Here is a 12,112-nt window from a genome sequence, read left to right on the forward strand (position 1 = left end):
TGTTTAAAAGTATAAAATTAATCTATCAGGAACGAATCTCTCAGATGAACGCACCTTTTGCATCGACAGAAAGTAGGTGCCCTCTTCCTAAACCAAGGAGAGCAGGTGTAAGCGTGTTACCACCGGCAAAACCCAACGTATAAAGCGCGGGTGCGTTTATAGGGAAAGAATACATCATAAACAGTACAACTATGGAAAGAAACGAAAGAGATAACAGGAGACACCACGATTCCGACAATAGATCTAACCGCCACGACGGCTTTCAGAATTACCGCGACCGCTACAGCAACCGCCACGGCAACTACTACGGCATGCACGACGAGCACGCGGAGTACCGCGACGTGCGCAGCTCCAACCCTGACCCTAACTTTGGCTACAGAAGCGGAGGCCCTGTGGGCGGCTATGGCGCCAGCAGCCACCGTGGCGTAACGGAGCGCAGCGAACACTACCGCTACGGCGATCCAAACCCTTACATGGGCGACCGCCGCAACCAGCGTGGCGGGTATGATCGCGACAGTGGTATAAATTGGGAAGAGCGCGATGTGTACGGCACGTACGGCAACCCGCGCAGCACCAACTACAGTGCCGGAAGCAACTACAGCCGCCAGGACAACAGCTACCAGTACGGAGGGCAGGGCCGCCGCTACGAAGACTTCAACACGGACGAGAAGATGTACAGGGGCCGTGGCGACCATGGCTATAACATGCTGGGCATCGATGCCTACTATGACAGGGGCGAGCATCCGGAAAGGCGCTCTGACAATGATTTTCGTGGCAGCGACTACCAGCGCGAGTACTATAACCGGCACCACAGCGGCGATGACGAACGCTACCGCGGGGAGATCCGCAGCAGCAACCGCAGCGATAACTACGACTACAGCCAGCGCAGCAGCCGTTACCGCCGTCCCGGCGAAACATCCGGACCTGATTACGGCGCTCACTCCGGACCAAGCGCCTACGGTGATAAAACGACAAGGGCATAGAACAACGCCCGGGAGCAAGAACGATAAAGCCCACGGCCTGGCCGTGGGCTTTACTTTTGGCATACCTAAGCACGCTAGCTGCGTACTAGGAAGGAAAATTTATAAGTTAACTCGGCAGAAAAATGATCAGAAAACGAACACCTATACTTTGGGCGATAGCCTTATTATGCTTGCTAACAGCCGGAGCCTGCACCATGCAAAAACAAAGCACTGCCGCTGAGGCGGACAGCATCCTGGGTGCTTATTGGGTCCTGTTGTCCCTGGAGGGGCAGGATGTGCAGCGCCCGCAGAACACCCAAACAGCTTATGTGCGCTTCGAGGAAGGCAAAGCCCGCGTGGTTGGCTTTACCGGCTGCAACAGGTTCTCGGGCAAGTATGAATTAAGCGGGCAGAAGCTTAGCATCTCCAACCTGAGCTCCTCCCGGATGACATGCCCGGAAATAGAGCAGGAGAACAAGATGCTTGACTTGCTTGGCCAGGTAAGTAGTTTCCGGATTGCCGGCGACCTGCTGACCCTCTACGCCGGTGAGACAGCTGTGGCCACCTTCCGGGCCGGTAACGAGCAGGAAGATCTAAACCTGCGGCGCGATGGGGCTATCATTATTGATTAGGCCGTTCCCGCGCCGGCCTTAGCTTAAACCTGTGTCTTCAGCAGCAGCTCATTAAATTTCTCCAGCAAGTTGATGTACTTGCGCTGCAGGTTCACCAGTTCCTGCTCGCAGTCGCGCAGGTTGCTGTGCTTGTAGGTGGTTTCCTGCGGCTCGCTGTCGAAGGGCAGGAGCAGGTTGGTGCTCATTTGCGGCTGTGCCTTTGGGGCCTCTTTTTTCACAGTTTTACTCAGGTGTGGGAAATCCTGTGCAAAGTCGTGGTGAATCACCTCGCCCAGCTTCAGGATAAAGCTGTATGGGATGCTGGATTCTTTAAACTTGTTGTAAAGCGTTTTACGGCTGATGCCCATTTTTTCGGCCACTACACCAATGGCCACGCCGCTAGCCTTTATGGCATCTCTGATAACCTCGCCTCTGTGTACATTTGTCTTAACCATCGCTACTGTCCTTTTCCTGATATGTGTAAGTGTCTTTTGCTTTACAAAAATAGGTAATCACTATGTACGAAATGTGAATGTGGACAAATATTACACTGATGTGGAGAGTGGAGGAGGCTCTGTTTGCTAAACTGGTTAATTAACAGCGGTTTATACTTTGCTATACTTGCGGCCGGGCACGGTTTATCTACATTTCCATACTTTATCCACACCCGAAAATGCCCGTTTGCCCGCGCCGGCGGGTGGTAGCTGGCTGGTTTTAGCTGTAAACACGTTACTCCCGGCGCTGCGAGGAGGTACACAGGAAGCAGACTTTGCAACACCAGAATTTCACGCAGCGAAACATATGCTATACTTTCAGAAGCTCAATGAGCAGGAGAGAAGGTAAGGCAAGGAGCCAATTTTATACTTTACGGGCCAGTTGCAATGTGTAAAACCTGTGCCTGAGAGGGTAAGCTGCAGGCGCTAAAGTATAAAGCTAGCTACACATTGGCAGTAGACTGTTACATACCAGGGAAATTTCCTAGATTACTTACAGCTAGTAGTATAGCGCCAAAGTGCTGTGCTTAATTCTGCGCAGGAGCTATAAAAGTATAAAGCCTGTGCCCAAGGTTACGTAAATTGGGTAAACTATACACTTATGCAGCAAAACACCATGGTAGGGGTCGATATCGGCACTACCAGCACCAAAGTCGTGGCTTTTTCCCGGGCCGGGGAGGTGCTCTATCAGCAGTCGCAGGAGTACCCCATCGTCAGCCTGGAGCCGGGGCAGGCGGAGCAGGACCCGGAACTGGTGCTGCAGGCCGCGCTGAACACGCTGGGCGCCGTAGCCAAATGGCTGCAGGAGCAGGGGCATGCGGTGGACGGCGTAAGCTTCAGTAGCGCCATGCATAGCCTTATTTTGGTAGATGCCGACGGCAAGCCACTCACCAACTCCTACACCTGGGCCGATTCGCGCAGCCATACGTTTGCCGATGACATAAAGAGCAGTGCGGTAGGCCACAAGATATACCTGCAGACCGGCACGCCGGTGCACCCCATGTCGCCGCTCGTGAAGCTGTGCTGGCTGCGGAAGGAACAGCCGGAGGTGTTTAAGCAGGCCGCTAAATTTATCGGGATAAAGGAGTATGTGCTGCACCGGCTGTTCGGCGAGTATAAAGTGGATTATGCTATCGCCTCGGCCACGGGGCTCTTCCATATCTTCGAGTTTGCGTGGCACCCGGATGCGCTGCAGGTGGCAGGCGTAAACCCGGACCAGCTGCCCGAGCCGGTGCCGCCTACTTATACCTTCAAAGGCCTGCAGGCAGCGGACGCCGCCGCACTCCACCTTCCTGCCGACACGCCTTTCGTGATTGGCGCCAGCGACGGCTGTCTGGCTAACCTGGCCTCCCATGCCGTGCGCCCCGGCGAGGCGGTGGTTACCATTGGCACCAGTGGCGCCGTGCGCATGATGGCCAACCAACCCGCCACAGATTTGCAGGAGCGGGTGTTCAGCTACATTCTGGATAAGGACCACTTTGTGCTGGGCGGGGCAGTGAACAATGGCGGCGTGGCGCTGCGCTGGTTCCGGGATACGTTCTATGCTGCCGAAACCCTGGAGGCCACACGCAAAGACCAGGACATCTACGAGCTCCTGGACGAGGTGGCCGGAAGTATAAAACCCGGCGCAGAGGGACTGCTGTTTCTGCCTTACCTGCTCGGCGAGCGGGCACCTATCTGGGATGGCGCGGCACGGGCGTGCTTCATTGGGGCGGGGTACAACCACAAGAGGGCGCACTTTCTAAGAGCCGTGATGGAAGGGGTGATCTACAGCGTGAACAGTGTGGTGCAGGCGCTGGAGCAAACGATTGGCCCAGTTTCCTGCATTTATGCCAACGGCGGTTTTTGCTTCTCGGAGCTGTGGGTGCAAATGCTGGCCGACGTAACCGGCAAGAAAGTGCAGCTAACGGAAACGCGGGAGGGGTCCGCCTTCGGGGCAGCCATCATGGGCATGTACGCGCTCGGCTTGCTGCCCTCGCTGGAGGCTGCTGAAAGTATGATACGGGTGCGCAGCACGTTTGAACCTGATCAGAACACCCACGAAACCTACGCCAGGAGCTATGCCATATTCGAATCACTGTACCCGAAACTGAAGGAGAGTTTTGTGCAATTAAGCAAAGTATAGGAAGGGAGGCATAGAAACAAAGAAGCCAGAAATCCTTTGGGTGGAATCTCCGGCTTCTTTGTAATCTATTTTCAACTTTTAGCCATACTTATAAACGGGAAGGCATAGGAAAGGTTATGAAAAGATGAAAAATTTATTCAATCTATTTGGTGAAAAAGTTCGGGGAGTATAGAAATCTTCGTTTATGAGCTATAAACGGGGTTTTTGAGTGTTTGAAAGACGCGAAAAATTGTGCAAATTTTTTTACGGTCATCTACCAAAGTATAACCTTAGAAATCGTAGAGTACACCCACACTTAGGTTAAAGGTGTTCAGGGATTGGCGGTGTCGGAGCGGATCGCCCTGCGTGTTCAGCACCTCGAAAACAGGCTTGGTGTAGAGCATCTTTCCTTCCAGGCTGATGAGGAAAGGTTTGGTGATAAAATTGACGCCGCTGCCCCAGCCCCAGGCCGCTGCCGTGGCCTTGTCGGCGGGCATCCGGATAGCGCCATAAGTAGTTTGCACCTGCCAGGAGGCGCTGCGGTTAAAGGCGGCACCTGCCGAGCCTTTCAGGTATACTTCCATCACCTGCCGCACGGGCACTTTAAAGTATACATCGGCCAGCGTAAACCAGGAGCGCCAGGCCTCGGAACTTTTTCCTGTTACCAGTTCATCGTCGGGCTCCACAAAGGCATCCAGGTCGTAGCGGTTGTGGCGGTAACTCACCGAGGCGCCGACGCCCACATGCGGGCCAAGGCTGTAGCGGTAACTGCCGGTCAGTAGCAGCCCGTCGCGGACAAAAGCCGGGTAGGCATCATCAAAATCAGCGTCACCGAAGTTACCACTCCCTAAGGCACCGCCCACCTGCAGGCTCACCAGGTGTTGTTTCAAGGGCTCGGCCTCCGTTTGGGCAAGGGACGGCAAAGTCAGTAGCAGCAGCAAAGTAAACAGTATAAGGCGCTTCATGGCAAGTATGGCTTAGTGCAGCAGGTCCTGGTGCTCGGGGTGTTGCGCGATGTGCTTTTTCACGGCTACGCAGGTGGCGATGATTTTCAGGTTGTGGCGGCGGGCGTAAGCCAGGGCTGTGTTGATGAGCTCCTGCGCCAGGCCGGTGCCGCGGTAATCCTCCGGCACAAAAGTATGCGTCAGGTCCAGCACGCCATCCTCAGGTTTGGCGTAGGCCAGCTCGGCTTCCTCGTCCTGCTCCAGCCGGGCCGTAAACTGCTGGTATTTCTCTTCGTGAATGATCTCGTATGTCATACTTTAAAATGTTAAGGTATAGCGCCGCCTTTCCCCCGACTCCAGCGTCAGCACGTCTTTTTTTGTCATTCCGGTTCCGGCCTTTGAAGTATACACCACTACGGGTATGTCTGCAGGCACGTATACTTCCCCCCTCAGGTATCCCCAGCGGCCGTCAAAGGCATAGGTGCAGCTGTCGGTATCGGTGGGGCTTAGTTTATACTTTACCAGGGCCTGGTAGCGCTCCTGTGGCGGCTGTTCAGGGTCCTGGTTGTCGGTGGTAAACTCCAGTAAAGCGAAGGAGGCGATGGTATAGTTTTGGATGATAGTCGTGTCGCGGGCGAGGCTTCGAGGGTACCACAGGTTGTCGGCTTTGCAGCCAAGGTAGGCATCCAGATCCTGGTTAGCCTCTATCAGAAAATAGCCTTTCTCCAGTTCGCTGTCGCGGAGCAGGAAGCGCAGTTCGTAGTTCCCGTTCATATCGGTGGTGGCAGTGGCTTTTTCGGTGGTGTAGGCTGGCTGCAGGTAGCCGTCGTTGCGCCACTTGATGCGCAGCGTGGTGCCGGCAACCGGTTGCCCGTTCTGGTCGCTTACCCGGCCCTTGATAACGGTGCAGGAGCCGGGGCAGTACTTGCTGACATAGTCATACTGGTGGAGGTCGCAGGAGGCGAGGCAGCAGACAAGGCAAATCAAAACAAAGTATAAACCGGCGTGTGTTTTCATGTGATGGTGCCTTTGGGATTTACCTGCAATATATGCATTTCAGAATGTAAAATTTTATGTTTCTGAACGGATAAGGTGCAGAAAGATAAGTGGATAGGCCTTTATCACCAGGACCCTTTCAGCAGAAGTATGGTTGCAACTAGAAAGTATAAATCCATACCCGTACCTTTGCACCCGGAAACAGCCTCCTGCCATGCACCGCCATTTTATACTTTTCAAACCCTACGGCTACATCAGCCAGTTTATCAGCGAAACCCGGAAAAAGAAAGTTTTGGGCGAGCTGTACGATTTCCCTGAAGGCACTATGAGCATCGGTCGCCTGGATGAGGACAGCGAAGGGCTGTTGCTGCTGACAACGGACGGCAAAGTGAGCGAGGCGGTGCGCAGCACCAAGGTGGAGAAGGAGTACTACGCGCAGGTGGATGGCGTGATTACCGAGGAGGCGCTGCAGCAACTAAGGCAGGGCATTGCCATCCGCACCGAAAAAGAGTGGCACCAGACCAAGCCCTGCCGGGTGCAGCGGCTGGAGGCCACGCCCGAACTACCCGATCGCGCCAAGCGCATCCGCGACGAACGCCACGGCCCCACCAGTTGGGTATCCATCACCCTCACAGAAGGCAAGTTCCGGCAGGTGCGCAAAATGACCGCCGCCATCGGTTTCCCGACGCTGCGGCTGGTGCGGGTGCGCATCGGCCACATCACCGTAAGCGAAATGGGTGCCGGCGAGGTGCGGGAGGTAATCGCCTTTGATGTAGGCTGAATTTATGCCTTGCGGCCCCCTGCCTGGCGCTTAAGCGGAACGAGCAGGTACTCCAAGCCGTTAGTTTTAATCTCGAACATGGTAGCCAACTGCATGCCCAGCTTGCCCGGCGGAAAGCCCTTGCTGGCAAACCACTCCAGGTAGGAGACAGGCAAATCGCAGAGGAGCGTGTCTTTATACTTGCCGAAGGGCATGCGGTGCAGTACGAGTTCCTGCAGGATGGAGGAGTTGGGTTGAGCTGATGGGTCTTGCATGACCGGCAAGGTAAACAATCCGAAACATTGTGCCAAGTTATAGGTTATATACCTCTGCGCTGCTGCTGCAGAGACTAATTTATGTTGTAACTTTGACGCCTTTTCTGAATAATATACATGACGCGAAAGCAATATTTTGTAATCATACTTATCCTGGGCTCGCTGGCCACTATCAGTCCTTTCTCGATTGATATGTACCTGCCCGGCTTCCCGGCCATTGCCTCCGATTTAAAAACCACCATAGCGCAAGTGCAGCTATCGCTGACGGCATACCTGGTGGGCATTTCGGTGGGGCAGCTGCTGTACGGGCCGCTCCTGGACCGCTACGGACGCAAAAAGCCCCTGTATGTCGGGCTGTTTATTTATATCCTCACGTCGCTGGCTTGCGCCTATACCGAGTCTATTAACTCCTTTGTGCTGATGCGCTTTCTGCAGGCCATTGGGGGCTGCGTGGGCATGGTGGCGGCGCAGGCGCTGGTACGCGATATCTTCCCGGTAAACAAAACGGCACAGGCCTTCTCACTACTCACGCTGGTTATTGCCGTCTCGCCGATGGTGGCGCCTACGGTGGGAGGCTACGTGACGGCGGCCTTTGGCTGGCACTCGGTGTTCGTGATACTTGCCGTCATCACGGCCCTGATCATGCTGGGCGTATACTTTTTCCTGCCGGAAGGACGACCTGCCGATCCCTCTATTTCCCTGAAACCGAAGCCAGTACTGAAGAGCTTTATCTCGGTGCTGAAGCAGGAGCAGTTTCTGCTTTACACGCTGGCGGGCGGCATTGCCACGGCGGCGCCCTTTGCCTACATTGCCGGCTCTGCCGACGTGTTCATGAATATTTACAAGGTGAGCGAGCAGGAGTATGGCTGGATCTTCGCGTTTCTGGCCTTTGCCATGATCGGCTCCACGCAGCTTAACCACTTTATCCTGAACAGGTTTAAGAGCGAGCAGGTGATCAACTTTACCCTCTTCTACCAAACTGCGGTGGGTATCCTGCTGGTGGTCGGTACATACTATGGATGGTTCAGCATAATCAGCCTGATTGTGCTGCTGTTCGTTTTCCTGACCGGACAGGGGCTCCTCAACCCGAACGCTACGGCACTCTCCCTGGCGCCTTTCAGCAAGAACACGGGCAGTGCGGCTGCCTTGCTGGGCAGCTTCCGGATGGCGATGGGTGGTTTGATGTCGGCGGCGGTAAGTGTGATGCACACCGGAACGGCCTTGCCGATGGTCAGCGTGATGGCGGGTTGCTCAGTAATAGGGCTGGTGCTGCTGTTGCTGGGCCAGCGCACCATACGCTACCGCGCCAGCCGCCGCGCCGTGGAGGAAGGTACTTCTGTGCTGCTGTCGACGGGGCAGGAGCGGTAGGGGTATAGTTTATACTTTGGCTATACTTGCTGGTTTATACTTTCCTAGCCACCGCTTCTATTCTGCTGTTCCGGACATCCGTGTTCGGAACTAAAGCTGCTGCGGACTTCCTAGTCCGCGTAAAGTTTACTTTATACTTTTGTACCTTCGGCTATACTTTGGCAGTAGCTGATATACTTAGGCTATACTTTATACTTGCTAGTTTATACTTTAATAGCAACTGCTTTCTGCAACCTGACACAAGCTATCCTCTTTAGCCACCGTTCATCCTCAGCCTTATAAACCTATTGTTTCATCTCTGACTTTGGCTCCCTCAAGGCCGGGAGGCCTCGCCTTCGGGCATCGCGCTGTCTACATTTCCTGCCCTCGTTCCTCGGGCTGCCTGCGGCACCGGAAATCTAGAAGGCGCTCAACCCAAAGGCTGGGAAGCAGTTCGATAGCCACTGCCACTGCTGTCAGCTTGACCATAGAATTCTAGAGAGAATTCCGAATAGATCTCTCGCCCTGCTCGAGATGACAGAGAAAGTATGAGGTATAAACCCACCCCCAGATCCTCCTCGGAGGGTCTGGGGGTGGGTTTATACTTGTAGGGACAGGTCGCGACCTGTCCGCGCGAGGACAACAGCTATAGAACTTATACTTTGGCTAGATCAGCTACAGATTCCCCTCCTTAGACTACCAAGAACGGGAGTTCGAAGGTAGCGGGCGCAGCTCTGAGGGGTAGGGGTGGTTGGACCCGGCACTGCAGAAATCCCACTTCTTTCAAGATGATGCGAAGGTTAGTATTGTACTTGAGCAACCGTGTTTAAACCTGGTAAACTAACCTAAAAGCGTTCCTACTCCTTCGTCATCTCAATATGCGGTATGCCATCCTCATCGTACTCGGGGCCGGACTGCACAAAGCCGAAGCTCTCGTAGAAACCTTTGGCGTATACCTGCGCCCCGATTTTAATAGGGCCGTGCCCGTGTAGGCGGTAGCATTCCTCAATCGAATAATCCACCAAAATCCTGCCCAGGCCTGTGCCACGTACTTCCATGCTGGTCACGATGCGGCCGATAGACATGGCGTCGGGGTAGGAGAGGCCGGGCGGCACCAGGCGCGAAGTGGCTACCAGTTCGCTGTCCTGGTAGAGCAGCAGGTGCTGGCACTTCTGGTCCTTGTTGTCCATATCCAGGAACACGCAGGTCTGCTCCACTACAAACACCTCGCTGCGCAGGCGCAGCATCTCATACATTTCGTGCGGGGTAAGCGCATCAAAGGCTTTACTTATCTTGGTAAGGCTCATGCCGGGCGGTCTAAATCAGAAATACAGGTTGCAAAGATAGCATACATCCCGCACCTATAAACACAAAAAAGCCGCTGCATTGCTGGCAGCGGCCTTCTTTATACTTTATGCGCAGGTACAAACGGGTGCCTGCGTTATACTTGCGTTTGCTATTGCGACCATTTGGTTGGCTGGCGGTCCCAGCGGTGGGCTTTCAATTCCTGCAACAGCTCCTGGGACAGGCCCTTGCCGTCGCTGGAGGCCAGGTTAGACTCCACGTGGTTGTTTTTGCGCATGCCGGGGATGGTGGTGCTCACGTGCGGGTTGCTGAGTATAAAGCGCAGAGCCATCTCGGCCATCGTCATACTTCCGGGTACCAGCGGCCGCAGTTTTTCGGCACGGTCCACGCTGCTGTGCAGGTTTTCTGGCACAAAGTAAGTGTTGCGCCAGTCGCCCTCGGGGAAGGTGGTGTCTTTGGTGAGGTTGCCGGTCAGGGTGCCCTCGTCGAACGGAACGCGGGCGATGATGCCGACATCCAGCTTTTCGCAGAGCGGGAAAAGTGTATCCTCAGGGGCCTGGTCGAAGATGTTGTAGATTACCTGCACGGCGCTGATGTGGCCGGTGCGCAGCGTGTTGAGCACATTCTCCGGCTCCCAGCGGTTCACGCTGATGCCCATGTGCTGTATCTTTCCATCGGCCTTCAGTTGCTCCACAGCGCGTTGCCACTCCTCATGCTCAGCCCAACTGTCTTCCCACACATGAAACTGCTGCAGGTCTATCGTTTCCACGCCCAGGTTTTTAAGGCTCTTCTCGGTATACTCGATGATGTGGCTTGCCGGGAAAACCTCCTCCAGCTTAAACTCGGGCCGGGAGGGCCAGGTAAAGTTCTTGGGCGGGATTTTGGTGGCCACGTAAAGGCGCTTGTCCGGGTGGCGCTTCAGTAGCTTTCCCAGCAGTTGCTCGCTGTGCCCTTCGCCATAGCCCCAGGCTGTGTCAAAAAAGTTGCAGCCGCGCTCCACGGCCAAATCCAGCGACTGCTCCGACTGCCGGTCATCGGATTCTTTCCAGCCGGCCATGCCCCACATGCCATAGCCTACTTCGCTTATGTTCCAGCCTGTGCGGCCAAATCGTCTGTATTTCATAAGTGTGTCTTTTGATAGGATTCTAAAGTACGAAAAAGCTGGAGAAGAAGTATGGCTGCTTTTACTTAACCAGGAAATCACCTGCTTCCCTGCAAAGTAGAAGCTCCGCCTTCCATGCTTTAGAAAATGTCCCTGGTAGGTGCTCCGTATTTATAGGAGGTTTTTCCTTTCGGCAGAAACGTGGCAGAGCGGCTGGATGGCGGTTAACCAGAGCGTTTCTTTCTGAAATGTAACCTGTTGCTGCTGAAAAGCTTATACGTACATGTAATCTTAAAGGAATAGAAACTATGGCTACAACAAGATGGGTAACAGACCCGATGCACAGCGAAGTACAGTTTAAGGTAAAGCACCTGATGATCACCACCGTAACCGGTTACTTCGGACAGTTTAACGTGGAGGTAGAGACAGAGGACGAAGACTTTACCAAAGCCACAAAGGTCCTGTTTAAGGCGGATGTGGACTCGATCAGCACCAACAACGAGCAGCGCGACACGCACCTGAAGTCGGCAGACTTTTTTGATGCGGCCAGCCACGGGCAGGTAAAGTATGAGGGCAAAAACTTTGAGAAGGTAGGGGAGAATGAGTATAAACTTCACGGCGACCTCACCATCCGCGGCACTACCAAGCCTGTAACCGTGAACGTGGAGTTCGGTGGCATTGTGGTAGACCCCTACGGACAGACCAAAGCCGGCTTTACCGTGACCGGAAAAATAAACCGCAAAGACTATGGCCTGATGTGGGATGCCGTGACAGAGGCCGGCAGCGTGGTGGTAAGCGATGAAATAAAGCTCAACTGCGAGATACAGCTGGTGAAACAGTAGGCGAAAGTATAAACTACCCTTTCAGGAAGTATAAAGTATAAAGCTCCGGGCGCATGGCGCAGGAGCTTTTATACTTTCCCGGGGCTATAGTTTCTGTTTTGGCTACAGGCAACGTATAGCAAGTATAAAGTATAGCTGCTACCCCGTCAGCACGTGCCGGCGATTTCGAAAAGCAGTTGCGCTTCAGAAGCAGCTGGCTAAACCCGGCAGGGGTCGAAATAAGGGGATTGATGCAGCCATTTTCTAAAACTTTCGTTGTCGGAGGAGAGGCTTGGGGCAATTGCAATTTGCCCCGGCAAAACAGGACAGCGCATCATTATTTCTTACATCACTGGCATGTGCACACACATAGCAGGCATATGCCCTAAAA

Annotated in this window: 14 protein-coding genes; 6 read left to right on the forward strand and 8 right to left on the reverse strand. The window is 54.2% G+C overall.

From position 1 onward, the window contains the following. Positions 1 to 191 precede the first annotated feature (191 nt). The gene (locus tag BM040_RS21850; protein ID WP_092104468.1) at positions 192 to 983 is read left to right on the forward strand and encodes a hypothetical protein; all 792 of its coding nucleotides are present in this window, start codon (positions 192 to 194) and stop codon (positions 981 to 983) included. A 122-nt stretch (positions 984 to 1,105) separates the two neighbouring features. Next, on the forward strand, positions 1,106 to 1,594 hold the full coding sequence (locus BM040_RS17975; protein ID WP_092104470.1) for an META domain-containing protein: 489 nt from the start codon (positions 1,106 to 1,108) through the stop codon (positions 1,592 to 1,594). Between the two features lie 23 nt (positions 1,595 to 1,617). Here BM040_RS17975 and BM040_RS17980 read toward each other — a convergent pair whose 3' ends face one another. Continuing rightward, positions 1,618 to 2,028, reverse strand: coding sequence for a hypothetical protein (locus BM040_RS17980; RefSeq protein WP_092104472.1), 411 nt, complete (start codon positions 2,026 to 2,028; stop codon positions 1,618 to 1,620). 640 nt (positions 2,029 to 2,668) lie between these two features. Between BM040_RS17980 and BM040_RS17985 the strand changes: the two genes are divergently transcribed. Then, positions 2,669 to 4,192 (forward strand): gluconokinase, encoded by a 1,524-nt coding sequence (locus BM040_RS17985; RefSeq protein WP_245756290.1) that lies wholly within the window; start codon positions 2,669 to 2,671, stop codon positions 4,190 to 4,192. Between the two features lie 269 nt (positions 4,193 to 4,461). Here the strand turns inward: BM040_RS17985 and BM040_RS17990 are convergent, their stop codons facing one another. The 3 genes from BM040_RS17990 to BM040_RS18000 are packed head-to-tail and all read right to left on the reverse strand — an operon-like array spanning position 4,462 to position 6,132. Then, positions 4,462 to 5,136, reverse strand: coding sequence for an outer membrane beta-barrel protein (locus BM040_RS17990; protein WP_092104474.1), 675 nt, complete (start codon positions 5,134 to 5,136; stop codon positions 4,462 to 4,464). Positions 5,137 to 5,148: 12 nt separating this feature from the next. Next, positions 5,149 to 5,430 (reverse strand): GNAT family N-acetyltransferase, encoded by a 282-nt coding sequence (locus BM040_RS17995; protein WP_092104476.1) that lies wholly within the window; start codon positions 5,428 to 5,430, stop codon positions 5,149 to 5,151. A gap of 3 nt (positions 5,431 to 5,433) precedes the next feature. Beyond that, positions 5,434 to 6,132 (reverse strand): carboxypeptidase-like regulatory domain-containing protein, encoded by a 699-nt coding sequence (locus BM040_RS18000; protein ID WP_139217845.1) that lies wholly within the window; start codon positions 6,130 to 6,132, stop codon positions 5,434 to 5,436. 193 nt (positions 6,133 to 6,325) lie between these two features. On the opposite strand from BM040_RS18000, the gene BM040_RS18005 reads away from it, so the two are divergent. Continuing rightward, positions 6,326 to 6,892, forward strand: a complete 567-nt coding sequence (locus BM040_RS18005) for a pseudouridine synthase (protein ID WP_092104480.1) — start codon at positions 6,326 to 6,328, stop codon at positions 6,890 to 6,892. Between the two features lie 2 nt (positions 6,893 to 6,894). On the opposite strand, the gene BM040_RS18010 is transcribed toward BM040_RS18005, so the two are convergent. Continuing rightward, a complete protein-coding gene (locus BM040_RS18010) occupies positions 6,895 to 7,146 on the reverse strand; it encodes a DUF3820 family protein (protein WP_092104482.1) in 252 nt (83 codons plus the stop codon). Positions 7,147 to 7,263: 117 nt separating this feature from the next. On the opposite strand from BM040_RS18010, the gene BM040_RS18015 reads away from it, so the two are divergent. Continuing rightward, positions 7,264 to 8,514, forward strand: coding sequence for a multidrug effflux MFS transporter (locus tag BM040_RS18015; RefSeq protein WP_092104485.1), 1,251 nt, complete (start codon positions 7,264 to 7,266; stop codon positions 8,512 to 8,514). An 836-nt stretch (positions 8,515 to 9,350) separates the two neighbouring features. Here BM040_RS18015 and BM040_RS18020 read toward each other — a convergent pair. Continuing rightward, positions 9,351 to 9,800, reverse strand: a complete 450-nt coding sequence (locus BM040_RS18020; RefSeq protein WP_092104487.1) for a GNAT family N-acetyltransferase — start codon at positions 9,798 to 9,800, stop codon at positions 9,351 to 9,353. 149 nt (positions 9,801 to 9,949) lie between these two features. Beyond that, the gene (locus BM040_RS18025; RefSeq protein ID WP_092104489.1) at positions 9,950 to 10,921 is read right to left on the reverse strand and encodes an aldo/keto reductase; all 972 of its coding nucleotides are present in this window, start codon (positions 10,919 to 10,921) and stop codon (positions 9,950 to 9,952) included. Between the two features lie 287 nt (positions 10,922 to 11,208). Here BM040_RS18025 and BM040_RS18030 point away from each other — a divergent pair, with 287 nt between their 5' ends. Beyond that, complete coding sequence (locus BM040_RS18030; RefSeq protein WP_092104491.1) at positions 11,209 to 11,742, forward strand: YceI family protein; 534 nt, start codon at positions 11,209 to 11,211, stop codon at positions 11,740 to 11,742. Between the two features lie 13 nt (positions 11,743 to 11,755). Here the strand turns inward: BM040_RS18030 and BM040_RS21605 are convergent, their stop codons facing one another. After that, positions 11,756 to 12,028: a hypothetical protein gene (locus BM040_RS21605; protein WP_139217846.1), complete on the reverse strand. Its 273-nt coding sequence runs from the start codon at positions 12,026 to 12,028 to the stop codon at positions 11,756 to 11,758. Positions 12,029 to 12,112 lie beyond the last annotated feature (84 nt).

The organism is Pontibacter chinhatensis, from assembly GCF_900113285.1.
In the GTDB taxonomy this organism is placed as follows: domain Bacteria; phylum Bacteroidota; class Bacteroidia; order Cytophagales; family Hymenobacteraceae; genus Pontibacter; species Pontibacter chinhatensis.

What these genes read in the sequence shown, in the direction of transcription:
- BM040_RS21850 (WP_092104468.1), top strand. Translation starts at nt 192, where the DNA reads ATGGAAAGAAACGAAAGAGATAACAGGAGACACCACGATTCCGACAAT.
- BM040_RS17975 (WP_092104470.1), top strand. Translation starts at nt 1,106, where the DNA reads ATGATCAGAAAACGAACACCTATACTTTGGGCGATAGCCTTATTATGC.
- BM040_RS17980 (WP_092104472.1), bottom strand. Translation starts at nt 2,028, where the DNA reads ATGGTTAAGACAAATGTACACAGAGGCGAGGTTATCAGAGATGCCATA.
- BM040_RS17985 (WP_245756290.1), top strand. Translation starts at nt 2,669, where the DNA reads ATGCAGCAAAACACCATGGTAGGGGTCGATATCGGCACTACCAGCACC.
- BM040_RS17990 (WP_092104474.1), bottom strand. Translation starts at nt 5,136, where the DNA reads ATGAAGCGCCTTATACTGTTTACTTTGCTGCTGCTACTGACTTTGCCG.
- BM040_RS17995 (WP_092104476.1), bottom strand. Translation starts at nt 5,430, where the DNA reads ATGACATACGAGATCATTCACGAAGAGAAATACCAGCAGTTTACGGCC.
- BM040_RS18000 (WP_139217845.1), bottom strand. Translation starts at nt 6,132, where the DNA reads ATGAAAACACACGCCGGTTTATACTTTGTTTTGATTTGCCTTGTCTGC.
- BM040_RS18005 (WP_092104480.1), top strand. Translation starts at nt 6,326, where the DNA reads ATGCACCGCCATTTTATACTTTTCAAACCCTACGGCTACATCAGCCAG.
- BM040_RS18010 (WP_092104482.1), bottom strand. Translation starts at nt 7,146, where the DNA reads ATGCAAGACCCATCAGCTCAACCCAACTCCTCCATCCTGCAGGAACTC.
- BM040_RS18015 (WP_092104485.1), top strand. Translation starts at nt 7,264, where the DNA reads ATGACGCGAAAGCAATATTTTGTAATCATACTTATCCTGGGCTCGCTG.
- BM040_RS18020 (WP_092104487.1), bottom strand. Translation starts at nt 9,800, where the DNA reads ATGAGCCTTACCAAGATAAGTAAAGCCTTTGATGCGCTTACCCCGCAC.
- BM040_RS18025 (WP_092104489.1), bottom strand. Translation starts at nt 10,921, where the DNA reads ATGAAATACAGACGATTTGGCCGCACAGGCTGGAACATAAGCGAAGTA.
- BM040_RS18030 (WP_092104491.1), top strand. Translation starts at nt 11,209, where the DNA reads ATGGCTACAACAAGATGGGTAACAGACCCGATGCACAGCGAAGTACAG.